The sequence below is a fragment of the Aquimarina sediminis genome (assembly GCF_002895435.1).
Taxonomy (GTDB): Bacteria; Bacteroidota; Bacteroidia; order Flavobacteriales; family Flavobacteriaceae; genus Aquimarina; species Aquimarina sediminis.
This window is the reverse complement of sequence record NZ_POYJ01000007.1, coordinates 35,328-61,386: the sequence shown is the minus strand read 5'-3', so window position 1 is coordinate 61,386 and position 26,059 is coordinate 35,328. Positions and strand designations below refer to the sequence as shown.

Below are 26,059 nucleotides of genomic sequence, written 5' to 3'. Positions count from 1 at the left end.
AACTGTTTTTTTTTGTTATTTCTTGATTTTTAATTGAATCAAGAATAATGATCAATACACCAATGAGAAGTGGTTACTTCTGTAGGATTTACTTGTTTATCAATCTAGATGTATTGTAATTGTATTTTTTATAGAAACACAAGGCTTAATTGTGACAAAAACAACAATCTGGGTAACCAAAATAACCACTATTGGATATAACAAATTGAGCCTTGCGTTTGGTGTTACTAATAAGAATAATAGGTGCTTACTTATTGACCAGCTCTTTTTAGAGCGACCTGAGTAAAATCTTCTTCAGCAAGATCTGCCTCAAAGTTATATTCACTAAATTTTAATAAAGTTTCTTTATTACTTTGGTGATTTACCATATTGAGAGATAATGCTCTCCAGAATTTTCCTTTGTATAGCTTATAATTGCTATAGGTTAATGTTTTTAATAATGAGTTTTTTCTATCATAAAACTCAACTTTTTCTATCCGGTATTGTTTGTTTTTATTGTAAGTAACAATTCGTCTAGTGTATCCAGATTTAGGATCTACAGGGTCTTGTTCTACCAAAAGAAGTTCTCCTTTTTCTTCTAGAAACTTGTAACTGTATTTTTCTACCTCTTGAGAAGAAAGATCTTCATAGGCAAACTCACTACCAACAAAAGGTCCAGATTTATTGTTAGAAGATATTCTTTTTACTCTTTTAATCGATGGTAGAAATAACCATTGATCATCAGATCCTATTTTGTGAGTAAATGTAAGTGTAGAGGTACCTTTTACATCTTTTGGACTATTAAAAACAATCAGGGACTTATCTCCATCTTCGGTTTGTTCTAAGGTTCTGGTAATGAGCAAGCGCTCGCTCTTTTGTCCATTTTTATTTTTTAATGTCATTTTAAGATTTACAATAGAGCTTTTAAAACCTTGGTCAGCTTTATCCGCTGCCTTAGCAATTTGCATACCTCGATCTTCGGCACTTTGTGCGGATGCCATTGAAATACCTAATAATGCTATTCCTGTAAAAATTAATGTTCTCATAATTATAATTTTTTGTTTTAATTTATTTATCAAGTTGTACTTGTGGTTCTAATTTTTCTTTTTTTTCGACCTTTTCTAAAGTTATCTCTGTTACTTCGTTCTTTTTGCTAACAAGTATGAGTAAAGCAGGCAGAAGTATGAAATCAATTATTAAAGCAGATAGAATAATGATTACAGTGATTCTTGCCATATAACTATTTAGAGCAAAAGAAGAAGTGGAGAGCACGGCAAATCCTGCTAGAAGGACAATAGTGGTTGTTACCAATGCTTTTCCTACAGTTTCAAATGCGTAAATAACAGCTTGTCGGGCATCATACCCCAGTTCTCTACGGGCTCTTAAAAATTTACTCATAAAATGTACAGTATCGTCTACAATTATACCTAATGTCATACCAAAAACGATTACCATTCCTGTATTAATCTGGGCTTTGTACATTGCCCAAAAACCGAAACCAACAAAGACAGGAGTAACATTGGGGATAATGCTTAAAAGACCAAGCTTAAAGTTTCTTAGTGCTAGCATCAAGACTAAAGAAATAAGTATTAAAGCAATTATATTTCCCTTAAGCATACTCTCGGCTTGCCTAAATCCTAATTTTGAAAACATTAAAGTCGGACTTACTCCAATAGTATGCATTGGCTTAGGAGTATTGTTTTGTAACCATAACTCGGCTCTTTTTGAGAAAGCAATCATTTCTGCACTAGAAATATTCTGAAGAGTTACCGTAACTCTACTTTCAGATTTGTCCACATTAATTTGATTGTTTAGATCTAATCCAAATGGTAAAGAAAGTTCATAGAGCAGTAGATATTGAGCGGCTTCTTCCCGACTTTTTGGGACTTGATAGTAAGACTCATCATCACCATGCATAGAGCGGTTTACCCTTCTGGCTACTTCACTAAAAGCATTTACATGAATGACTTCTGGTTGTTCCTCAAGCCAATCTTCAAAATTATTAAGGTTTTTGAGATAATTAGGGTTATTGATCCCTCCACTTTCTCCACTTCCTACTGAAAACTCAACATTATAGATTCCTGTTAAATTCTCGCTTATGTAATCGGTATCACTTCTAAATTTGACACTCTCGTCAAAATAATTAATGAACTCATCATTAAATTGATTTTTTGTAGCGAGATAAGTAAAACCAGCTATAATCACCAATGAAATTATGGCAAGTCTTTTAGGTTGTTTTGCTACAAAAACACCGAGATTGGTATACCAACTTGGTTTGTTTACAGCTGCTCTTTGCTTTTCCTTAACTTTTACAGGTAAAATAGCCATAAGAGCTGGCAACGCAGTAGTAGAGTATAAGAAGGCCATTGTCATTCCGAATGCGGTAATATTACCTAAGTCCCAAAAAGGGGGAACATCTCCAAAATTCATGGTCAAAAATCCAATTACGGTAGTTAAACTAGTAATAAGTACAGGCATGAAGTTAAGACGCATAGATTCTACAAGCGCTTCTTTTTTTGTGTAACCGTCTTTACGCATTTTTTGGAGCATAGTAATTAGAATATGAATACTGTCTGCTACAGCTAATGTCAGTATCATAGTCGGAAAAACAGAAGAAGGAGGTGTGAGTTTAATCCCCATAATTCCTACAAAGCCTATGGCACTGATAATAGAGAATAGCACCACAATTAGAGTTGCTAATGTGCTGAAGAAATTTCGTGTAAGAATAAGCGTGGTAATGATTACTATAATAAGCATAATCATGGTGAGCATCAGATCTCTCATTGAAGATTCAAAAAATGCTGTATTAAGAGGTACCAGTCCAGAGGAGTGGACTTGAAAATTTGGGTATTTTTCCTGAAAATCAGAAATAGATTTACGAACAAAAGCAGTTACTTCTGGTATTTCTTTTGCGCTATCTACACCTGGTAGCCTTACAGTGATATTAATTGCAGTAATGCTTCCTTTTTCGTTGAGTAGACGATTAACAAGAAGAGGCTCTTTAAGTGCTTTATCTCTTATCTGTTTGATTTCAGAATTGGTTTTTAGAGCAGATTCATATGATAGATCATCTACATACAAATCATCTCCTTGAGCGCTGGTATGCTGAAAGTTTGTTACCGCATCTACACGAGAAGAATATGGAGTATTCCAGGATTCTGCAGTAAGTTCTTCAATAGCGACTAAATTATCTTTAGTAAATATATCCCCATTAGAGGGAGAAAGTACAATGACGATATTATCATCCTTTGTATACTTATCCTGTAAAGCATCAAAAGCTTCAAGTTCTGGATTAGATTCACTGAAAAACACATGGTAATCACCATCAAATTCCATATTGCCTTGAGAGCCTAGCCCTAGAGCAATGATTAATGTAGTTATTAAGACAGGCCATTTGAATTTGATTACAAATTCTGCCCATTTTCTTGCAAACGCGTTTGTAGCGTCACCTGCTTTTTTTAATGCATTCATATTTGTTAATTGTTAGTTGACCAGTCGACTTGTTAAAGTGAAAATCGATTTGATACGAGTTTTATAGTATGACGATTTGATTATATATAGTTGGACACGGTTTTTAATAAATCTTTAAAAGATCTTTTAAAACAATAAGTTGACCGGTCGTCTATTTGGTTGAGTTATTGTTATGCTAAAATATACTTTACATTATATATAAAAGTTATTTAAATGTTAATAATTGACCAGTCGTCTACAGTGGTTAAAAAAAATATTATGCTAAAAATAATTTTCTAGTCATATCCATTACATTATCCATTGGGTACGAACTTTGCGTTTCTTTCATAGTAGTCATTGCTCCTTTGCCAGCATCTTCGATAAAATCTACCATATTTTCAACATTGATCAATGCATTGATACTACCATTTTTCTGGGCTTCCAATGCAACCGCTATGATTTCAGATTTTATTCGATTATTTTTTTCTAAAATAGCTTCTCTTATGTTATCATTATGTTCGGCCATTTCATTACTTAAGTTGCAACCCATACATCCTTTTTTACATTCCAGTTCTTTTTTAATGATGTCAATTCTATATTCATAAAAGTTAAGTAACCGTTGTTTTGCAGGAAGAGATTTATCATGCAATATTTCTAGAGCAGGAGTGATCTGCATCATAAAATATTTGTTAAGAGCTTTTATTGCAAAATCTTCTTTACTATCAAAATAAAAATAAAAAGAACCTTTAGGAACTTCAGCAGCCTTAACGATATCATTAACACTAGTGCCGTTATAGCCTTTTGACCACATGATCTCCATACCCTTTTCTAAAAGGTAATCGGCTTTTATTTCATGTTTTAAGGTTTTCGACATAAAAGTTTAATTAATAGGAGCAAAAATATGACCAGTCGTCTAGTTATGCAAATATTTTAGCGTTAAAATTTTCTTTACGCCCTAGGTTTAATGTTTAATTATTCTGATTTTTAAATGCTTAAAGAGTGAAATATATCCAAAAACCATCCCTAGTGCAAATGTAGTACTTATTAAAAACAAAGCAAGTTCGAGATTATCCAAGATATGGATAAAGTATATTTTGTGGGGTGGAAATTAAAAGTATAGTAACAAATTACAGAAAATGAATTACAAAAACTTAGGAAATTCTGGAATTAAGGTCTCTTCATTATGTTTAGGAACCATGACATTTGGAGATGGAGCAGATGCGGCTATGTCTAAAAAAATTTACCAAACTTCGAGAGATAGAGGGGTTAATTTTTTTGATTGTGCTAATGTATATGCCAAGGGAGAATCAGAAAGAATTTTGGGTAAGTTGATTTATGAGCATAGAGATGAAGTTGTTATAACTACAAAAGCATATTACCCAACTGGAAATACTGTAAATGATAGAGGATTGAGTAGACATCACCTTACTAAAGAGTTAAATAAGAGTCTAAAAAGGTTAAATACAGATTATATCGACCTGTATTATATGCACTGTTTTGATACAGAAACACCATTGGAAGAAAGTTTATCCACACTTAATGATTTTGTAAAGCAAGGTAAAATTCATTACATAGGGTTGAGTAATTTCGCAGCATGGCAAGTTATGAAGGCTATTTCGATTGTTGAAAAATCTAACTATGAACCGATCACATGTATTCAACCGATGTATAGCCTATTAAAACGCCAATGCGAATCAGAGTTATTACCAATGGCTTATAGTGAGAAATTGGGAGTGACTTCCTATAGCCCTCTGGGAGGTGGACTGTTAACTGGGAAATATCACAATAGCAATGTAGATGGGAGGTTCAAAACCAGTGAAATGTATCAAAAAAGGTATGATGATGAGGTTACTAATAAAACTGTTGATAGGTTTATAAAATTTGCTATGGCAAATGATTATGATCCAGTAAGTTTAGCTATTGCCTGGGTGAGTGCTAACCAAACGATAACGGCGCCGATAATAGGAGCACGAACTGTAGCACAATTAGAACCAGCTTTAAATTCTTTAACTATAGAAATGACAAAAGAGTTGAGAGATGAAATTTCTGGATTTTCCTTGACCCCTACCTTAGCTACAGATCGTAAAGAAGAACAATTATCTACATAAAGATTATCAAAAGTAGATTTGTTTATGCATTCTTAATAATGTTACTACTAGTAGAAAGGGTCAATAAGTTTTTAGAGCACTCGGTAGATAGTTATATTTCCTTTTAAAAGCAGCAGTAAAATGCTGGGGATTTTTATAACCAACCTCATAAGAAGCTTCAGCAATTGTATATTCCTTTTCTGTAATTAACCGTTTGGCGTTCTCCATTCTTAATTGAGTTAAGTATGAGAAAATGGGTTTTTCAAAAACTAATTTGAAGTTTTGCTTTAGTTTAAATTGGTTAATACCAGTAATGATTGATAACTCAGAAATGGTAGGGGGATCTTTAAGGTTTTTTCTTAGAATATCTTCTGCTATTATGATCTTTGAATAATCTTCTTTACTAATCTTTTTACCTGATATAGGGGATTCTCTTTTCTCCTTTAGACAATCAAAAAAGATGGTAAGTATTTCTGTTATTTTTGATTCTAAATAAGCCTTTTTTATACCTTCTTTAAATTTGCAATTAATGATTTCCTGTATGATAGAATATAATTGTGAAGGAATAGGTCTACTTTGTTCCCACATTAAAAAGGGAATATCTTTTTCTAAAGCGTCTCCAAAACCGGCACTTATTTTTTTAAGCGAATCTCCAAAAACACGCTTAAGATATGCCTTGGTAAAAACAATTTCTAGAGTATTTCTTATAGAGGTATCATATCTTAAAACGCCTTTCACTTTGGGTAAATAAAAAAAATTGTAATGTCCTCCAGGAATATTAACAGCAACGCTTTTATCATTTTTAGGACTGTACTTACTACTTCCTTTTATTTCAAAATGTATTTTTAAGAAAGGAAAATCATGTTCGACTTCAACTATAAAAGGGGGGTCAATTCGTTCTTTTCTTATATTTATTTTAATCCCATCCAGAAGTATCTCTTTGGTGTTACTTTTTACAGAAGTATAATCTAGCACGACATTTTTTTCAGACAACTCACGAGTCCTAAGCCCAGGGGCTAGTTTTTTTGTAATGATTTTTTCTGTGAAGACTTCACTTTTAAAAACGGACTTCATAAAATACGTTTCACGGCTTTAATAATACTTTTCACGTTGCTTTTGTCTTCCTACATAAGAATACATTTGCGCCGATTATTTAATCCAAATCTAAATAACGAAAGTAGGGAATATTATGAATATATCAAAAATGAAAATGCTCGAAAAAGCGATTTGCCTTCTTATATGTTTTATAGGAACTGTTGGTTATACCCAACAAAAAACAGGAGGAGTTGAAGGAACAGTCTATACCTCAGACGGAAAACCAGCAGCAATGGTTAATGTGTTGCTTAAAGATACAGATAAGGGAACGATAACAGATAATGAAGGTCAGTTTGTGTTAGCAAGAATTCAGCCCGGAACCTACGCAGTGGAGTTTTCATTAATTGGTTTAGAAACCAAAGCTGTATCTATTACCGTTACCGAAGGGCAAATGGTTCAATTAACAGATATTAAGTTGAATGTTAATGAAGAACAGTTACAGGAGGTAGTTTTGGTTGCAGAACGATTAAATCAATTTGCACACAAAAAGACAGAATTTGTCTCAAGACTTCCTATAAAAAATATACATAATCCACAATCATATACCGTAGTTTCAAATGCTCTAATGCAAGAACAGGTAAGTACAGATTTACCTTCTGCTTTTAAAAGTATTACAGGAGGTGGATATGTAGAAGGAAATGCTGGGTTTGTATCTGTATATGCCAGAGGGTTTAGAACAGATTCTAAAATAAAAAATGGACTTAGAGCAAATGTAAGAACACCTGTTGCTTTGCAAAATATAGAACGTGTAGAGGTTATAAAGGGACCTTCAGCTGTTATTTTTGGTTCTGGGTTTTATGGGGGAGTAGTAAACCTTGTGACCAAGAAACCTTTGGAGAATAGTTTACTTGAATTATCTTACAATTTAGGGAGTTGGGATTTGAACCGACTTACTGCTGATTTTAATACTCCTTTGGATAAGAAAAAGAATGTTCTTTTTAGGGTAAATGGAGCTTTTCATTCTGAAGAAAGCTTTCAAGAAACAGAAAGAAGAAGAAATGTAATGATTTCACCTGCATTTACTTTTAAGTTATCCAAAAGATTTACAATCGATATCAATGCAGAATATTTTAAAACCAATAGAAATTTAAATTTTGCACGTTTTGTTGGACGAGATGTAGAAGCTAATAGTTGGGATGAAATTAAGTGGGACTATTATAACAACTACTCTAGTAAAAAACTAGCTGCGGATATGGAGTATGTGGTCACTCAATTTAACGCAGACTATAAGATAACAAATAATTGGACTTCTAAAACTGCATTTTCATATACCGATTTTAAAATAGACGGTGTATATCTGGCGTTAGACGCTATACAGGATGATTTGCTCGGAAGAAGTGCCATTAAGTTTCTACCCGAAAAAGGAGGGAACTTCGAGATTCGTCAAGATTTTCAAGGAGTATTTAATTTCGGGAATATAGAAAACAAACTTCTTGTAGGAGGAAGTTATGTAAAAGATTATAGAGATTTTACATTAAAAAGAGGACAGCGTGGGTTTTTAAATATCGACACTATTAATTTGGATGACCCTAATGCAGTTATTCCAGAAATTACTAATGCGGGTGTTGATGCTATAGATGGAGCTATTTTTGATACTGAAGCGGGAACTGAAAATTTGGGAATATATCTTTCTAATGCGATTACATTAAGCAAAAAGTTGACGATATTAGGAGGAGTAAGATATGACGAATTTACAAACGACCCTACGATAATAAATGATATGCCTGCACCAAATTTTGGTCGTAACGCAGGGTACACCCAAGACAAAATATCTTATAATGGAGGGTTCTCATATACTCCTTTTGATGAAAAGCTTTCTGTTTTTGGAAATTATATGAATGGATTTAAAAATGTTCCTCCAGGACAAATAAATCAAGCAGGAGATACAGGTAATTTTGATCCTGAAGAAGTGAAACAATGGGAAACAGGATTAAAACTGAATCTTCTTAAGGGGAAAATTAAGAGTACCATTAGTTATTATAATATTGATATCGATAATGCTGTGTTGTCATACAGAGGACAAGGATATGCTTTTCAGGCTCAAGATGGAGAGATTAAAAGTACAGGTGTCGAGGCCGATTTAATAGCTAACCCATTTCCGGGACTTAATATGGTAATAGGCTATACCTATAATAATGCCGAGAACAAAAATCACTCTAATCCCGAAGTTAATGGTAAGAGACTTACATTAAGTCCAGAGACCGTAGCTAATTTTTGGATAAGCTATAAAGCACTAAAAGGAAAACTTAAGGGGATTGGAGCTGGTTTTGGAGGAAATTATATGAGTAAAATTTACGCTGTAGGAAGCCTTACCAATACCTTTTGGGCTAAGGAGTATACTACCTTTGATGCTACCGCCTTTTATCAAAAAGGAAAATATAAATTCGATCTAAAATTCAACAATCTTTTTGATAAAGAATATTATAACGCTTACGGAATACCACAAAAACCTTTTAATTTTATTTTAGGATTTACTTATAAACTTTAATACTTAAAACAACAGGCTTCTCTTTATTCGAGAAGCCTGTTGCTTACATCTTATTTTTATGAAAACAGTATTTTATGTTAAGAGACAAAAAACATTTTTTTTGATCTCTTTTTTGGTAGTATTAATGTCCAGTTTTTTTGTTAATGGACAAGAAAAAGAAACCTCAATACAACTTGTTGATAGTATCTATTCAAAAGAACTTAAGCAGTATCGAAAATTTACTACTTATTTGCCTAAAACGTATTCCGTACCTCATAATAGAAAACATGAATACCCAATTATTTATGTGTTAGATGGGGATAAGAGAAAAGACCTGGTCAATACTATTTATCAATTTTTGGCAGATAACAAAAGACCAATGATTTTGGAAGCAATAATAGTTGCTATTCACCAAATGGATAGATCCTATGAATTAACGCCTAACAAAGGGACTCATTTTTTTAATGGAACATTAATCCCTTCAACAATGAATATGGGAGGAGGAGATTCATTTTACGCCTTTATGAAAAATGAGCTTAATCCCGAAATACAAAAAAGATACAGAGCTAATAACTTTGTAAACCTTGTAGGGCATTCTTTTGGGGGACTTTTTGCATTACACATTATGCAAAAAAATGATGACTTTATTAAAGGGATTGTTGCCATAGATCCAAGCTTATGGTGGAACAATGGTTACCTGGTAGACGATTGTAAAAAATATCTTGAAAATAATAATACGACCAAACCAATCCTATTTCTTGCCGAGGCAGGACCAAAAGAAGACAATCTACATTCTAAGAGTATTGAGAAATTTTCAGAGATAATAAAGTCTAATACTACGCAAATGCCGAATTCTAAGTTTAGATTTTATAAAGATAAGAATCACTATACAGTATTGATACCTGCAATACAAGATGGATTGACATTTTTACTAGAGGACCAAACCTTTAGACACTTGGATTCCAGAATGACCAAAGAGTATATAATTGATTCGTTCAAAAAGAAATCAAAAATGGCTTTAGTAGACATACAACCTTCTAATACAAGGATTGTTACCTATGGTGATTTATGCATGATAAAAAAAATGCCAGAACATGCATTAGAGTTTTACAATTGGGCTATTGAAAATGGTGTACCCAAAAACATCCTCAATAAAAAAATTGAGAAATCAAAAGCACTAATATCTTCTAAAGACTGATAGTATATTGAATTTAGTAAAAAAAATATTTGGAGAAATACACCTTTGGCTAGGTGTGATAGGTGGTATTATACTGTTTGTAGTATGCCTTACAGGTACTATTCTTGCTTTTGAAGAAGATGTAATAGAAATCATTAATAAAGAATATCGCTTGACCGTTAGTGATAATCGCCATAGCATTTATGAAATAAAATCTTTTGTAGAACATCAGAAAAATGTAGAGGTAGTAGATGTCTTTTATCGAGAGGATAATAAAGAAGGATACCCTATTAGTATCGGGTATATTGATAAAAAGAAAAAACAACGAAGACCAGATAGAATAAGTCTTAACCCATATACTTTGGAAGAAGTAGAAGAGTCCGAGTTTTTAAAAGGGCACCATTTTTTTGAAACCATTGCGGTATTGCATAGGTGGTTACTTTTGGATAAAAAAATAGGAAGACCGATAGTGGGCGCTTCGACCATAGTGTTTATTGTATTATGTATATCAGGTATGGTTTTATGGTTACCCAAAAAAATGAAACGCTGGAGTGCCTGGAGAAAAAACCTTACTATAAAATGGAATGGAAAATGGAAACGTATTAATTATGATGTACACAATACTTTGGGCTTTTATGCACTTTTTCCGATGTTGATTATGGCTTTTTCCGGGTTAATATGGTCATATGGATGGTATTATGAAGGTCTAGAAAAAGTACTAGGAGATAAACTAGGAAAACAACGTTTTGAAAAAACAATAGTGCTTCCTCATAACAAAAGTTTTGATGAATCTGTAAAACCAATTGAGAGTCTGGTGACCAAAATGAATTCACATATTGAAGAGCCTGCGAGTTATGTAAGAGTTAATTTTCCACAATCTGAGAAACATACCCTTATGATTAGAAGAAAAAGTAATGGCTTCTTTTCATATGATGCTTCAGATAAATTTCAATTTAATCCTTATACAGGAGAAATTGTAGAAATTGACCTGTTTAAAAACTGGACTGTAAATCAAAAAATAGCAGCACTAATTAGAGCGATACATATTGGATCTGTGTATGGTACTTTTTCAAAAATTATTTATTTCATCTCAGCACTAATAGCTACATCTCTACCAGTTACAGGGGTTATTATATGGATTAATAAATTGAAAAAGAAACGTAAACGTAAACAAAAGCCTATAAAACTATTCTCTATGATTTAATTCATCTCGATCGGTAACTTTTATAGGGATAAAACCATTGTAAGTAAAAGGTGTAAAGAAAAAGGAATGGGGACTTGCATAATTGTGTTGATAGGGATATAACTATTTTAAGTTTTTTTTGTTTATAAGGTTGATAAGAAGTATACAGATAAAATAAAAATTGTAATTGTATGCATCTGTATTGTAAAAACCATTATAAATAAAGTTATTGTAGGGTTATTATATAATCCACTTATGATAAAATTTTTAAATCCCCAATTAAGAATGATGATTTCTTCAAGGAAAAGCCCTTTAGATAATTATTATATGTAATACACTTACAATAAATAGTTCTTATATGGTTCCATTTTTTTAATTCTTAAAATCACCTCCTTTTGAAATGTTTTTGTCTAACCTAAGTTCTTCTGCATCAAAATCATCAAACTTAAAATCTGATATAACTAATTTATGAAGGTTCCTTTTTTTGTTCTTTCTTAATTTGATGGCGTATATCAATTGTTGATGAGGAATCATAATTCCGTTGATATTTTTAAAATCAGTAAACTCTACAGCACCACCTATAGCCTTATACCCTGGAGGGGTTATATATGCTTCTCGAATAGTGTATTGAGCAAAATCCATTATCCCAGTTTTTTTGTTGATCCAGGCGAGGTATTGATCATGTTCTGTATGAGGAACATCTTTACTCCAAGTACAAAACACCAAATCATACTGTTGATTCCTGAATTTTTTTTCTCCCGCATAACTTATTATAGGTGCATTTTTTAAGCGATCTATCATTTCTGTGAAATATTGAAAGGCGGCAATACCAAAGACTCTTTTTCTATTTCCCTTTTCGTTCTTGTCTTTAAATATCGTATCGTTTTTACTTATCTCATAATAATTCCAATTTTGTAAACCTGCAAAACCTCCTTTTTGTCTTCCATCTAAAAAGTGTACTTGTCCATCAAAAGTTCCTATTTGGTATTTAAATTCCATTTCGATATCCATTTCGGGCCATATTTGTGCCATTTTTCCTAGCAAACCTTTCCAGGTGTCGTTGGCATGATAGGAATAAACATTATGATTTTTTAATTTGTCATAGCCTTGTTTTTTCCATGCCTTTTCCAGTAGTTTTTTACCCTTGATTGTATTGTTACTAGTTATGCCTTCTTTTTGTATCATTTTGGGACGTATATCTAATAATCCACAACTGTGAAAAAAAATGGATAAAAGGCATAGTAGTCCAGTGAACTTTATAAATTTTGTTTTCATATGATTTATATTGTTAGTTGAATTAATTATTTGATATGAACCATTTTATAGGTCATTTTGCCCCAAAAAGCTGATGCTCTTTTTCTTGAGATTAAGGTTTTCATGATGCCTGCCATGATTCTATTCATTCGACCACCTATATAGCTTGGTTTATTTTTAAGAATTGCCGAGATACCCTCTTTTACTAATTGATCAACAGGTTGAGGTTTCATAGGCATATTACTGATCATATCTGCATCTGGATTTTCAGTAAGCCCTGGAGTATTTGTAGGACCAGGAACCAGAGTGGTAATGTTGATTCCTTTGTTTTTATATTCAAAATTAAGAGCTTCTCCAAGGTTAAGAATATATGCTTTGGCGGCGGAATAATTTGCTGCATATGGTACACCTTGATATGCCGCTGTTGAAGACACTAATAAAACCCCACCTTTTTTATTTTCTTTAATACGACGAGATGTATACCAATGCGAAATTTTCATTTGGGCAAATACATTTAATTTTATCATGGCTTCAAAATCGATCATTGGTATTTTATTAAAAGCACCCATTCTGGCTCCACCGGCATTAGAAATAACAAGTCCTATATCTAGCTTATCCGCTAGTTTTTCTATATTTTTAATAAAGTTGTCATCAGTTAAGTCCATTGCCATATACTTAACCTGAATGTTATATTTTGTCCTAAGATTATTTGATAGTTCCTCTAAAAGGTTTCCTCTTCTTGCCAACAAAATTATGTTCAAACCTTGATTTGCTAATTGAACAGCAAATTCTTTACCTATTCCTGAAGATGCACCTGTAACAATTGCCCAAGTACCAAATTTTTCTTTAAGCTGTATCATCTTTCCTCTTTGGGATACAAAGATGTATTCTAATTCCAAAATGGTATTCGCAAAAAAGGTCAAAGATTATGCAAATTGGCTCAATCTATACTCTGTGGGAGATTTGTCAAAATATGCTTTAAAAGAACGATTAAAAGTAGAAACAGATTCATATCCACAATCATAAGCAATATCTGAAATTCTGTGATTTTTTGACAGTAGCATTTTAGAGGCTTTTATTAATTTCATTTTTGCAACATACCTTTTTGGGCTTTCGCTGAATTCTTCATAAAACCTTCTTTTAAAAGTAGAAATACTCATTCCACATAAATGAGCGAATTCATTAACGGATAGATTCGAGTATAAATTAGCGTGTACAGTTGCTGCAAACGTATTATGCTTTTTTTTGAACAAAGCAGAAAGGAAATCTAATTGAGATGGTGCTTTTTGAGTTTTACTAATAAGTAAAACAAACTCTTTTAGTTTAGTTTTGATCATTTCTTCATCGGCTAATTCAGGGTAGTTTAAGAGAATATCAATACTCTTTTTATAATTATTGAGTAAGTGATTAATTTGAATTCGTTTTACATTATAATCAACCGAATAAGTAGAGTTTGAAAGATCAAAATGGAATAGTTCTTCAATAACGGAAGGGTAGAGTAGTATGCCTAAAACCTCTATAGTATGGCTTTTAGCTCTTTGATCAGGGGAAGTCTCAAAAAAATAATCAAAACATTTTGCAAGCAACCCTTTGTCTTTTTTGAAAGAGATAAATTTTGAAGGAGTCCTTACAGAAAATTCGCCTTTATTTACAAACATAAAACAAGCCTCATTATCCTGAAATAGTTTAGGGATACGATGAAACTGGGACATTACAATTTTTTCAAAAACAACTTGTCCTTTATATGCTATTATTTTCTGTTCCTTTATCATTTCTTCATGTAAGTTTTTTTTATTGCAAAATAAGTAATAAAAGATATGGATAATATGCGTGAAAGTTCAATAAGTGCCCATTTTGGTTCAAGATGGCTTGTTTGAACCTGTATACTTCAATATGATTCAGTAGTAAGATTGATAAACTACACTTAAAAATTAATACTATATTTAACTATGAAGTCTCTCTTGTTTGTCTTTTTTTCTTTCTGGAGCGTCTTTTTGACGAAGTGTTTAGCTCGATAGTTTAAATTTTTAAAGAACTCGGTTGAAATTTTAACAAGTCGCGTTAAAGTTTTAACCACTTAAGCTAAAATTTCAACTCAATGAGTTAAACGTTTCGTCTTTTTTACCTTCCGGAACGTCTTTTTTACCTTCCGGAACGTCTTTTTTACCTTCTGGAGCGTCTTTTTGACGAAGTGTTTTGTTCGATAGCCTAAATTTTTAAAGAATTGTGCTGAAATTTTAACAAGCCGCGTTAAAGTTTTAACTACTTAATCTAAAATTTCTACTCAATGAGTTAAACGCTTCGTCTTTTTGACCTTCCGGAACGTCTTTTTGACGTTATAGAAGGTCTTTTGAGTTATGTAGATATTAATTCTGTTTCTTTAAAACAGGAATATTTACAAAACTATCATTATACCACTTTACTTCCAAGGGTTCAGAAGCATCGTTAATTGTTTCATGACTTACTTCTTTACCTGTGCCATAATTTAATTGCGAAAAAGGATTCTTATTTACGTTTAGAGATACAAGTAAGCGACTACCTTTCTCTAGTTTTTTACTTACCAGCCTAGTATTGGAGAATGGTATAATTTCAATTTTGTTAGGCTGTAATAGGTTTCTTGTGGTTATATCTTTTGAATAGCTGGCACGACCAATAAAATACGATAAATGAAAATACGTTCCATTAGGCAATACTTCGTACAAAGTAACACCGATATCCATATCTTTCTTATTGATGCTAGCCACTATTTCACCAGAAAAAGATCCATTAACAATAACAGATTCTCTTAAAGGTTCACTGATAAAGTTAAACCCATTGGAGGTTTCAATTTCTTTCTTAATAATAGGGTCTGGGTAGTAATCATTATTATACTCATCTCGGTCGGTAAAATCGACCTGCTGATCGAGAAATGTTTTCTTATCGGGTTTTTGGGAGGTTAGCGAATAAAACTCTTCTGATTTTTTGTGAGCTAAGTACAGTTTTAGATTAGCATTGCTCATGTTATCAATAGATGAAGCACTTTTCCACTCATTGGCTCCCATCACTTGATAATTTATTTTATCACGTAGTATTTTGGGTTTTGCTCCATTTCTGAGAATATAGTCAAACCATTGATAGGTTATTTCAGAAGTATTGATCAAGGCATTTGAGTCTACTGTATAGCCGTTTAATATTGCATCGCCTTGGCGTTGGGCTCCAAAATGGCTATATGGTCCAATAATCAGATAGTGATCAGCTTTTGGATTGTATTTGTAATGCTCTTTTAGATAATACAATCCAGAATTTTGAGAATCATTATAATACCCATCAATGGATAGTATAGGAATATCGATTTGTGCGAACTCTTCTTTATACGGAGCCATATTTCGCCAATATTCATCATAAGACGGGTGTTTTATCCATCGCTGAAACAATTTGTTAGGTGTTCCGTCGATTGAATCAAGTTTGTTATACGCAGTACCGGTTTCCCACCAGGTATCTTGCATTTTTCTGAAACGTCTTCTGTCATTTCCGACTTCATTATCAAGATGTTTGTTGTTGCCAACATAGAAAGACCACTCATAATTAGGATTAATAAAAATATTGTTCTCCATTGGCCAACCTAGACCAGGTCTGGCAGCTACATAGGGGACAATTGTTTTTAAAGCAGGATGAAGTTTTTTACTAGCTGCCCATTGCGTAAAGCCATTGTAACTACCTCCATACATTCCAATTTTTCCATTACACCACTTTTGATTGCTTATCCAGTCAATTACATCATACGCATCATTTCCGTCATATTCATAAGGAAGTATCTCATTAGCACTAAAGCGTTTGCCTCTGGTATATGCAATTACACCGATATAACCTTTGTCTACAGCTTCCTTTAGTTCGTTAAGATCTCTATCTGTATCTCTTACATAAATCGTAAATTGAAAGATGACAGGTTTGGGAGATTCTATTCCTTTTTTTCGTACGACTATAGCAGATATTTCTGCTCCATCCCGAGTTTTGATTAGAACATTATCTTGTACTTCATATAGACTTTTTTCTAGATCTGTTTTTGTTACCGTTGGTTGTTGTATAGATAAGTTAAATTCTATAAGACAAAAAACTATTAAATTCAAAAATGCAGCCATTTGTAGTTTGTTTTATTAAATACCATTCAGTTTTTTAAACTTGATTGATTGTCGGTTTGATATTTCTAAAGATTCTCCTGATTTTAATTTTACTTCTAATCTGCCTTCTGTTGTTTTATTTATTTCATGTATGTACTGTAAATTGATAATTTCGTTTCTATTGATTCTAAAAAAAGTAGTTTTATCTAACATCTTTTCCCATTGCCGAAGAGAGCGTCTTTGAAGGGCTTTTTTATCCTGGAAAAAGAGTCTGGTATAATTTTCAAGTGATTTAATTAGATAAATCTCATTTAGTTGAATAAAAAATCGTTTCTCTCCATCCTTGATAAAAACTTTTTGAGTATTGGATTTATGTTTGTTAGATGATAATTTTTGAAGTATTTCATTTCTTATTTTTTGGATTGCCTTCTCAAAACGTTCATCTCTTATAGGTTTCATAAGATAATCCAAGGCATTAACTTCAAAAGCTTGCACAGCATATTGGTTGTACGCTGTAGTAAATATAACCGTAGGAACATAGTTTAGAGATTCGATTAAGTCGAAGCCGGATTTTTCAGGCATTTGAATGTCTAAAAATATTAAATCCGGAGTTTTTGTTTCGATTAACTCCTTGGCATCATCTGCATTTTCTGCTTCGTCGATAAGGATGAAATCATCATACTTTTTTAAAGCTCTTTTTAATTCTACTCTTGATGATCGTTCATCATCTATAATTATGACCTCGATTTTTTTCATTTAACAGGAATTAAGATGGTTGCCAAAACAGTTTCTTTATTCATTTGCAAAATCTCAAAAGATGCCTTTCCATTATATTCCATTAGTAATCTTTCTCTAAGATTGTTTAGTCCGATTCCCAAAGTATTATTAGCACTTAGAATCCCTGAGTTTTGAACACTGATTTGTATATAATTGTTTAATGTTTCAACTTTTACTTTGATAAAACCACCTTTTTTTCTTTTGCCAATTCCATGTTTGATAGCGTTTTCGACTAACGATTGAATACATAAAGGAGGGATCAAATGTTTTGATACCTTTTCGTCTATTTCAACCGATATCTGTAACCGTTTTTCAAATCGCATTTTTTCTAATTCCAAATAATCTTTTACCAAACTTATTTCATCGCATAGCGGAATCAGTCTTTCTATATTATTGTTTAATGAATTTCTTAGTAAGTCGGATAGTAAATCTATAGCTCTCCTGGCAGAATTCGGTTTTTCGGATATTAGGGATTTGATATTATTTAATGAGTTGAAAAAGAAATGTGGATTAAGTTGGGCAGTGAGGTTGTTGAGTTGTGCTTCTTTGACCTTAATTGTTAATTGAGCATTTTCTTGTACAGTTCGTATTTCACGTCGCGAATAATGATAGAGGTGGTATGCCAATACCCAAATCGACATTAGTCTTATCCCGGTGATAAAAACTTGTAATCTCGTAGTATTGAATAATTCTAAAAAAGAACTATCGTAGTTTTTTAAGATAAATAAACGCACCAGATATAGTTTGCCAATAACTAAAAGCATATAGGATGTAGAAAGTATTACAATAACTAATACAATTCTAGGGATTAGCTTTTTCAAGCTCAGTTCGTTCCAACCTTTTTTTAAAGCAAAATTTCTGTAAGCATGCGTTAGGGTAATACCGATAAACATATCTAATAGCAAATCGGTTATTCCAATTTTCCAGATAAAATTACCGTCAAAAAAGGCTACATATCCCCAATACAGAGAAGTAGTAAGCCACCCTAAGATCTGAATTTTCCAATATAATGATATTTTGATATTACTTTTCAAGAAAAAACTTTTTTAATGAGATAGTAAAGTTATTCTTAAGAGGCTAATCGAGCAAATAAAAGTACAAGAGCGAAAAATAATGTATGATAAGCGATATAGATGGTGTATCTATACGATCACTGGTTATTTATTTTGGTTTAAAGTGACTTATTTGTAATTGTAAACATAAACTTCTAATTCTTTACCATCCTTATCAATGTTCTCATAAAATGAAAAGTTAAGCTTAGTTAATATCTTTTGAGAGGCAATATTTTCTTTTTCAAAAACAGAATAAATAGGCGTGATTTTTGCTTCTTTTGTACCAAATTCTAATGCAGCTTTTGAAGCCTCATAGGCAAACCCTTGCCTTCTATGCTTATCTCTGATTTGCCAACCAATTTGTATTCTTTCGGTATTAGGAATAGGGGTTAGGTTAATAGCTCCTACTAGTTCTAGATCATGGTTTCTTACAACCCAAAAAAAACCTTTTTTAGACCTAACTTCCTTTATTTTTAGTTTTAAAAAATCAGAATAAAATTTATCATCCTTGCCTTGTAGCGGTTTGATATACTTAAAGGTGTCAGGTTCTTTATACATTTCAAGAACTTCAGGAATATGAGTTTCTTCTATTAGATCTAGAAAAAGTCTTTTTGTTTTCATTTTATTTTTCTTTGTACGGGTTATCATCTGTAAGTATGAGACCTTCTCCTGGTTTCCATTTATCATATTCCATATAATAGGCAACATCTTTAGCTCTATTTAATCCTTGAAGGCGAGCAACCAAATGTAGGGCACCATCTATACCGGCAGAAACACCAGCAGTGGTAATTATAGTACCATTATCAACAAAACGTACATCTCTTTTTACGTCTACATTAGGGTAGTTGTGTTCCAGGCGATCCAATGTACTATGAAATGTAGTTGCTGTTTTACCTTCTAATAATCCGGATTTTGCTAATATCAAAGCTCCCGAACATACAGAAAAGTAAAGATCTACATTTTTTCTTTCTTTTACCCAGTTTATAACCTTCTTATCTTCATAAGCGTTTGAGGCATTACCTCCAAAAAAGGCTAAGACATCAGATTCTGGAGCGTTATCAATACTATAATCAGGTATTATTTTTAATATTCCTTGAGATAGAATGGGTTCTTTAGTTTTTGAAACCGTAAAAACCTCATACCCTGCATAAGCAAAAACCTCCATTGGTCCTGCAAAATCAAGTACCTCTACACCTGGTTGTAAATAAAAAGCTATTTTTTTGATTTTCATATTTTTAATTTTACTTAGTTCTTTCTCTGTAACTAATTGCATTTGACATACATCACATCTTCCTGGTTTTTTGAAAATTTTGTTGTCGCATATATTATCACAAGGAGGACAGACATACGTAGTTTTATGTTTTTGCGCATTAATTGATTGTGAAATGAGAAATACGATGATAATAAGTTTTTGATACATAATATTGTCTTTTAATTCTGGAAGCACCTACAGATGGTATGTGGTAATATTCAGACTAATTTTTTAAATAAAAAGAAGGTATGGTACCTTCTGCGTTTTGAATTTATAATACAGCAAAGGTAAATTGACTTGTGTGTTGTAGAAAGGACAACTATACGCAGTATCCGGACATTTTATTTAACAGAATTGAGATCTGTAGGGATGACTTCTTCATATTTTTTTAGAAGTGCTCTGAGTTGGTTAGTACTTTTTAAACCACATTCTTTAGTAGTATATTCTAAAGTATAACCTTCGGCAAGTAAATGAACAGATTGCTCAACCCTTAATTTTGCCAAATAATCACCAATGGTGATACCTGTAGTTTTTTTAAACTGTCGAGTGAGGTTTCTTACACTCATGTTTACATTATCGGCGATATCTTCTATTGTGAAAGAAGAGGCTAAATTATTTGCTACGAAATCTTGAGCATTATGAATTCGGGTATCCAGATGATTTCTAAATTGAAGAAAAATACTTAGCTGTGGATCTGATTCACTTCGTCTAAAATACATTACTACTTCTTTTGCTATTTCGATGGCAAATTTTATTCCATATTCTTTTTCTACAAGATATAGACACAAATCTATACCAGAGAGCATTCCTGCACTTGTATATATACGTTCGTTCTCTACAAATAATCTATTTTTGAGTACTTCGGTATCCGGAAATTTTTGTTCAAATGTTTCAAAAGCTTTCCAATGTGTAGTCGCTTTTTTTCCTTTAAGCAAACCAGCTTCGGCAAGTAAAAATGCTCCCGTACAAACAGATACCATAGTAGCACCATTTTTGTATTGAGAATGTAACCAATTATAAAAGTCAATGCTTTCTTTTTTGTACGTTACATCAATTAAAAGAGAAAACTTAATACCAGGAACGACTAAAACATCATTTTTACCTAGTGTTACTTCTGTATACGAGATAAGTTTAGAGAAATGCAATCCTAATGAGCTAGAAATCTCATTATTTGAAGAACTGGATATAAAAAAAAGTTGAAGTGCGGCCCCATTTTCTATACACTCATAAAATAGCTGTGCAGGTCCAATAATGTCTAAAGGATGAGTTTCTGGAGGGATAAGAAAATAGATGTTTTTCATGTGCCATTACGAATGTAGAAAAAAGAGAAAAGAAATTTTTAAAAGCTTAGTTAAAATATTTTTTTTGAAGAACCTTTCTTGTTTTAAACCTCTTATCATTATCTGTGAAAAAAGAATTTATTTTCTTGTAATTGGTAACAATTTGTTAAATCTTTATTATGAATTATGAATACCAAGTCTTTACAAAATCTATGTTTGTATAGTTATCAGATAATTGTATTTTTAACGCCTCATAAGTTTTTAAAAGAATTACACAAAAATATTATGCATAGAATACTACTTAATTTACCAAATTTAAATATTTACAAATGAGATATTTTTCACTAATCATCCTCTTATTTTTTACAATACAATCGGGCTTTACACAAATAAAAAATAAATATTCGATATCATTCGATAACGCAGAGCATCATGAAGCGAATGTAACTGCAACTTTTACAAATTTGGAAAGAGGTACGGTTTCATTAAAGATGAGTCGTACATCCCCAGGAAGATATGCATTGCATGAATTTGCTAAAAATGTATATAATGTAAGGATTACCGATAGTAAAGGTAAAGATGTTACCGTTACAAGACCTACATTACATCAATGGGATGTTACTGGACATGATGGTACTATAAATGTATACTATACCGTTTTTGGAGATCGAGGGGATGGTACGTATTCTCAAATAGATGAAACTCATGCTTTGATTAATAATCCAGCTACTTTTATGTACATCTCGAGCTTAAAAGATCGTCCTATAGAGATATTGTATGTAACTAGAGGAGATCTTGGATGGAAAACCGCTACTCAATTAATCCCTCAGGGAGGAAATAGTTTTAAGGCACCGAACTTACAGTATTTTATGGATAGTCCGGCGTTGTTAAGTAACCATGTAGTTAAAGAGTATAAAGTAGGTTCTGGAGACAAAGAATATAAAATTAAGATGGCTTTGCAGCACAATGGTACAGATCAGGAAGCTTCTGCTTTTTTTGATCAGGTAAAAAAGATTGTTGATGAAGAAAAGAAAGTATTTGGAGATTACCCAAGTTTTGAGAATAACGAATATACTTTTTTAGCTTGTTTTATGCCTCAAGTATCCAGAGATGGGATGGAGCATCGAAACTCTACCGTAATTACAAATCCAAGAAGTATTGCAGATGGGGGTATGAGAGACAATATTGGTACTTTTGCCCATGAGTTTTTTCATGCATGGAATGTAGAGCGCATACGTCCGTTATCACTTGAACCTTTTGATTTTGATAAAGCAAATCTTTCTGATGAATTATGGTTTGCAGAAGGGATTACAAGTTATTATACAACGCTATCTCTATGTAGAGCAGGTATTATTAGTCAGGAAGAATATATTGCCAATTTAACCAGAACATATAATGAAGTATGGAACTCTCCTGCACTGCAATATTATAACCCTAGAGAAATGAGTCGCCAGGCTCCTTTTGTGGATGCAGCTACTTCTGTAGATCCAGTAAATAGGGGAAATACGTATATTTCTTATTATTCATATGGGAACATGTTAGGACTGGCCCTTGATCTATCTTTAAGAGGAGAGAAGGATGACCTTAATCTAGATGATTTTATGAAGTTATTCTGGACAAAATACGGCAAAACAGAGATTCCTTACACTATGGATAATCTATTTATTACCTTAAGAGAATATGCAGGATCATCATTTGCAGATAACTTTTTCTCTAAATATATTAATGATAGCGAAGTGCCTGATTTCAAAAAATTATTTGGCAATATGGCGATCTATCTTAAATCTGAAAAAGATCCATATATAGGAGCTGAAATAGAGTTTACAAAAAATGGACTGGCAAGAATATCGGACTATACCAAACAAGGTACACCAGCTTATGAAGCAGGGCTAGAGAAAGAAGATATTATTATTTCTATAGGGAATAAATCATTTTCTGATTTAGAGCAATACCACGAGGTGGTTAACAAAAACAAACCAGGTAAAAAAGTAGTTCTAAACTATAAGAGAAATGGAAAAGACAGAACTACCTTTGTGAAGATAGGGGAGAATCCAGAAGTGATTGTTACCGAGTATTCTAAACCTAACGAAAAGGCATTGCAAAGACGAAAAGATTGGCTTAGTAGTAAAAAATAATACGATCTAGATAGTAAAAATAAAAAAGCCTCAGAATAATTTTATTCTGAGGCTTTTCTATTGTTTAAAGTACTTTATTTAGCGTCTTAATGCATCCAAATAACGATTTGCTTTTTCTAATTCCAGATTTACACGATCCAGTTCTTGTTCGTACTCATCTAATTGAGCATCTACATCTTCAAAATCTTTTAATTTAGTTTTTAACCCTTGCAGATCTACAAAAGACTTTACAATACTATTATACATATTGTATCGATATGTAGAATCCTCTTCGGGAATGGATTTTTGTAAATCCACAATTTTAGAATTTATAAGAGCATTGATATACTGAATGTTTTGCCCAGGAGTATCTAAAGAATCTAATAAAGATCGTATTGCAGTCATTTCAGTAGAAAATTTCTCCTGAAATTGCATTTCAGTCTCTATTGCTTTGGATCGTTCTCTCAATACAGAATTCTCTTTCAAGGGTACTCGGTCGAAATCAAAAAAGAAGGTAACTACAATTAGAGTTACTGTGAAAATAAATAACAATGAAAACTTTAATATACTATTTCTTCTTTCTTTACTATTCTTTGGTTTCATTTTGTAATTTTATAAGTTGGGATTTTTAATCAAGTAGGAAGCTTCTTCTATTTTTTACATCTTGTTTAGCAAGAACCTCTTCCTTAACAAATATATTTGAGTCTGTTTTTTTACCGATGTAGTCTAATTCATTTAGTTTTTTGAATAAGGACATCATTAACTTGGTAAAATTGGATACGTGATTTAGAGATGCGTTAATATCGGTATGTACATATTTTAATTCGATCATTTCAATGAGAGTGTTTTCAAAAGCTCCTTGATTGAGATCACACCAGTCTGATAAATAATTAAGCAATTCTTCTTTTCCTGTACCAGCATAAACATCCAGATTGTTTTTTATTACTCTGGCTAGTGACATTAATTTACAGATCATAGCTACAGGAGGTGCATTTCTGTCATTAATGCGATAATCAGGTAAAATTCCACCAAGATATTGCAAAGTGTTTTGGCAAAGCGTCAAAACCATTTTGGCAAGATCATTAGATTGCTTTTTTTGATAAATTTTCTGTATGATATTCATCGAGTATTTTTCTAAAGCATTAAAAAAAGTACCGATCTCAGAATATGTGTATGATAGATCTTGATGCCCTGATATAGATGAGCAGGGAGGGATAAAATCCTCTGCTAGATAGGGAGCGGCATCTTCTTCAAAAATTATTTTACCTATAGTAATATGGTAGTTTCCAAATTCTTCTGTATTCACTTCATTTTTTCCAACGATACTCAGTTTGTATTCTGGTAACACAAATGGGTGCCTAGGTGGTTCTTCTTCTGGATCAGAATCACCGATCGGAACCCTAACATATGGGTTTACACTCAATACAATATAGCATTCGTTTTCTGTACCACTAATTTGGTAATTAGCAGTAATAAGACTTCCTTCATTTTCTAAAAAAGACGATATTTCTGGTGTTATATGTATGAGATGACCTCCTGATGTAATAGCTCTGCATTTAGTAAGTTGTACTTTAACAGTTTCCTGACCATCAACAGAAAAAACCATTTTTACGGCTTCATCCGTACCCAAATCAGGTAATAAGCCATAGTTATTAGAGTTTAGCCCGCGGGAGCTAATTACTTGTGAGAATTGTGTAAGTGCATTTTCTGTATCAATAAAACGATTTTTATTGATCTTCATTCCGTCAATCCAATTAACGCGATAATAATTGTTATCTTCTACTTTCATTTTCATTAAAATATACCTGTTTTAGAATATTTTATAGTAATATATTCTATGCAATTATTTTTCTTATTCCTGAATATTTCGAGTTCCTTGATTTTAATACTCTTTCCTTTTATTTTTTCACAAAATTCTATAAAAGTTGTTCTTTTACCTTTTGCAGTCATAGGCAACTGTAGGTTATTACATAAATATTTGCTAAAATCTTTGGCACTTGCCTTTTTGTTGGAAACAGCCATGATTTTTGCTGCAAATTGACTATCCTTAATATCAGGAGCTCTAAACTCTGTTTCAGGAGCATCTTTTATTACATCTTTTGGAGCATATTTAATCGTTGATAAAGACTCTTTTGGTTTTCGAATTCGTCTTTTTGGAGCTCCAGATTTTTTCTTAGCAGGAAGAACTTTTATTTTTTTTCTTGTAGCATATCTAGGGTCATTATTAACTACTAGGGTAATGGTTTTTAAACCAGGTGACTCATAGATATATTGAGGGTTTTTCTTGGTAGAATTTACTTTTGCTGTTTCTCCAAATCTCCATTCCCATTTACGAGCGTCTTTGGTTTTATCTTTAATTCTTAATACCTGACCAACTTTTATAGAAGCAGGGATAGTAAAGTTTGCCAATTTGGTAGAATCCAGGATAAAAGCTTTCTCTTTGATTACAATTGTTTGCACTCCTTCACATTTACCATTAACTCTTAGCTCAATTGCGTATTGCCCCGCCTTTTCAAATGTATGGAAAGGAGCTGCTCCGGTTTGTGTTTTAGAGCTGTCTCCAAAATTCCATTCTCTTTTTGTGGCACCTTTTGTATTATCTTTAAATCTAATAATCTCGCCAGCTCTATAGTTTTTTGCATTGATATCAAATTCTATAATCTCGCAAGGTATATAATTGATGTATCTGTATGCAAAAACAGTTGCGGTAACAAAAAATGTAATGATAAAAAACAAAACAATACTTCGATCCATGTAAGTATTTTGTAATGTATCTGTTGGTTTCATTAGTATAA

At 32.3% G+C, this 26,059-nt stretch carries 21 protein-coding genes and 1 pseudogene; 5 read left to right on the top strand and 17 right to left on the bottom strand.

Annotated elements, in window-relative coordinates; translation table 11 throughout:
* Positions 1–251: 251 nt before the first annotated feature.
* From C1X07_RS15505 to C1X07_RS15495, 3 genes are all read right to left on the bottom strand, one after another.
* The gene (locus C1X07_RS15505) at positions 252–1,025 is read right to left on the bottom strand and encodes an outer membrane lipoprotein-sorting protein (RefSeq protein ID WP_103071099.1); all 774 of its coding nucleotides are present in this window, start codon (positions 1,023–1,025) and stop codon (positions 252–254) included.
* 22 nt (positions 1,026–1,047) lie between these two features.
* A complete protein-coding gene (locus tag C1X07_RS15500) occupies positions 1,048–3,450 on the bottom strand; it encodes an efflux RND transporter permease subunit (RefSeq protein ID WP_103070953.1) in 2,403 nt (800 codons plus the stop codon).
* Between the two features lie 256 nt (positions 3,451–3,706).
* On the bottom strand, positions 3,707–4,303 hold the full coding sequence (locus C1X07_RS15495) for a TetR/AcrR family transcriptional regulator (RefSeq protein ID WP_103070952.1): 597 nt from the start codon (positions 4,301–4,303) through the stop codon (positions 3,707–3,709).
* 262 nt (positions 4,304–4,565) lie between these two features.
* Between C1X07_RS15495 and C1X07_RS15490 the strand changes: the two genes are divergently transcribed.
* On the top strand, positions 4,566–5,537 hold the full coding sequence (locus C1X07_RS15490; protein ID WP_103070951.1) for an aldo/keto reductase: 972 nt from the start codon (positions 4,566–4,568) through the stop codon (positions 5,535–5,537).
* Between the two features lie 60 nt (positions 5,538–5,597).
* On the opposite strand, the gene C1X07_RS15485 is transcribed toward C1X07_RS15490, so the two are convergent.
* Positions 5,598–6,590, bottom strand: a complete 993-nt coding sequence (locus C1X07_RS15485; protein WP_103070950.1) for a helix-turn-helix domain-containing protein — start codon at positions 6,588–6,590, stop codon at positions 5,598–5,600.
* 115 nt (positions 6,591–6,705) lie between these two features.
* Here C1X07_RS15485 and C1X07_RS15480 point away from each other — a divergent pair, with 115 nt between their 5' ends.
* The 3 genes from C1X07_RS15480 to C1X07_RS15470 are packed head-to-tail and all read left to right on the top strand — an operon-like array spanning position 6,706 to position 11,459.
* On the top strand, positions 6,706–9,099 hold the full coding sequence (locus C1X07_RS15480; protein ID WP_103070949.1) for a TonB-dependent receptor: 2,394 nt from the start codon (positions 6,706–6,708) through the stop codon (positions 9,097–9,099).
* A gap of 58 nt (positions 9,100–9,157) precedes the next feature.
* A complete protein-coding gene (locus C1X07_RS15475; RefSeq protein WP_103070948.1) occupies positions 9,158–10,276 on the top strand; it encodes an alpha/beta hydrolase in 1,119 nt (372 codons plus the stop codon).
* 7 nt (positions 10,277–10,283) lie between these two features.
* Positions 10,284–11,459 (top strand): PepSY-associated TM helix domain-containing protein, encoded by a 1,176-nt coding sequence (locus C1X07_RS15470; protein ID WP_164914179.1) that lies wholly within the window; start codon positions 10,284–10,286, stop codon positions 11,457–11,459.
* Positions 11,460–11,810: 351 nt separating this feature from the next.
* Here the strand turns inward: C1X07_RS15470 and C1X07_RS15465 are convergent, their stop codons facing one another.
* From C1X07_RS15465 to C1X07_RS15425, 10 genes and pseudogenes are all read right to left on the bottom strand, one after another.
* Positions 11,811–12,713: a DUF6503 family protein gene (locus C1X07_RS15465; RefSeq protein WP_128755300.1), complete on the bottom strand. Its 903-nt coding sequence runs from the start codon at positions 12,711–12,713 to the stop codon at positions 11,811–11,813.
* A gap of 26 nt (positions 12,714–12,739) precedes the next feature.
* Positions 12,740–13,552, bottom strand: coding sequence for an SDR family NAD(P)-dependent oxidoreductase (locus tag C1X07_RS15460; protein WP_103070945.1), 813 nt, complete (start codon positions 13,550–13,552; stop codon positions 12,740–12,742).
* 66 nt (positions 13,553–13,618) lie between these two features.
* The gene (locus C1X07_RS15455; protein WP_103070944.1) at positions 13,619–14,464 is read right to left on the bottom strand and encodes a helix-turn-helix domain-containing protein; all 846 of its coding nucleotides are present in this window, start codon (positions 14,462–14,464) and stop codon (positions 13,619–13,621) included.
* Between the two features lie 594 nt (positions 14,465–15,058).
* Positions 15,059–16,810, bottom strand: a complete 1,752-nt coding sequence (locus C1X07_RS15450; RefSeq protein WP_103070943.1) for a CocE/NonD family hydrolase — start codon at positions 16,808–16,810, stop codon at positions 15,059–15,061.
* 15 nt (positions 16,811–16,825) lie between these two features.
* Complete coding sequence (locus C1X07_RS15445) at positions 16,826–17,545, bottom strand: LytR/AlgR family response regulator transcription factor (protein WP_103070942.1); 720 nt, start codon at positions 17,543–17,545, stop codon at positions 16,826–16,828.
* The gene (locus tag C1X07_RS15440) at positions 17,542–18,600 is read right to left on the bottom strand and encodes a sensor histidine kinase (protein WP_103070941.1); all 1,059 of its coding nucleotides are present in this window, start codon (positions 18,598–18,600) and stop codon (positions 17,542–17,544) included. The genes C1X07_RS15445 and C1X07_RS15440 overlap by 4 nt, the downstream gene beginning before the upstream one ends.
* Positions 18,601–18,747: 147 nt before the next feature.
* Entirely contained in the window at positions 18,748–19,239 is a 492-nt protein-coding gene (locus C1X07_RS15435; RefSeq protein WP_164914178.1) for a GNAT family N-acetyltransferase, read from the bottom strand.
* A gap of 1 nt (position 19,240) precedes the next feature.
* Positions 19,241–19,849, bottom strand: coding sequence for a DJ-1/PfpI family protein (locus C1X07_RS15430; protein ID WP_103071098.1), 609 nt, complete (start codon positions 19,847–19,849; stop codon positions 19,241–19,243).
* Between the two features lie 39 nt (positions 19,850–19,888).
* Positions 19,889–20,038, bottom strand: a pseudogene (locus C1X07_RS25480) (hypothetical protein); the annotation flags it as partial.
* Between the two features lie 173 nt (positions 20,039–20,211).
* Positions 20,212–21,171 carry a GlxA family transcriptional regulator gene (locus C1X07_RS15425; protein ID WP_103070939.1) on the bottom strand — a complete coding sequence of 320 codons (960 nt, stop codon included), beginning with the start codon at positions 21,169–21,171 and terminating at the stop codon, positions 20,212–20,214.
* A gap of 308 nt (positions 21,172–21,479) precedes the next feature.
* Here C1X07_RS15425 and C1X07_RS15420 point away from each other — a divergent pair, with 308 nt between their 5' ends.
* Positions 21,480–23,285 (top strand): M61 family metallopeptidase, encoded by a 1,806-nt coding sequence (locus tag C1X07_RS15420; RefSeq protein ID WP_103070938.1) that lies wholly within the window; start codon positions 21,480–21,482, stop codon positions 23,283–23,285.
* 78 nt (positions 23,286–23,363) lie between these two features.
* Here the strand turns inward: C1X07_RS15420 and tssO are convergent, their stop codons facing one another.
* The 3 genes from tssO to C1X07_RS15405 are packed head-to-tail and all read right to left on the bottom strand — an operon-like array spanning position 23,364 to position 26,051.
* Complete coding sequence (gene tssO / locus C1X07_RS15415; RefSeq protein ID WP_103070937.1) at positions 23,364–23,867, bottom strand: type VI secretion system TssO; 504 nt, start codon at positions 23,865–23,867, stop codon at positions 23,364–23,366.
* A gap of 25 nt (positions 23,868–23,892) precedes the next feature.
* Complete coding sequence (locus C1X07_RS15410) at positions 23,893–25,059, bottom strand: hypothetical protein (protein ID WP_241507270.1); 1,167 nt, start codon at positions 25,057–25,059, stop codon at positions 23,893–23,895.
* A complete protein-coding gene (locus tag C1X07_RS15405; protein ID WP_103070936.1) occupies positions 25,059–26,051 on the bottom strand; it encodes a PKD domain-containing protein in 993 nt (330 codons plus the stop codon). The genes C1X07_RS15410 and C1X07_RS15405 overlap by 1 nt, the downstream gene beginning before the upstream one ends.
* Positions 26,052–26,059: the final 8 nt, after the last annotated feature.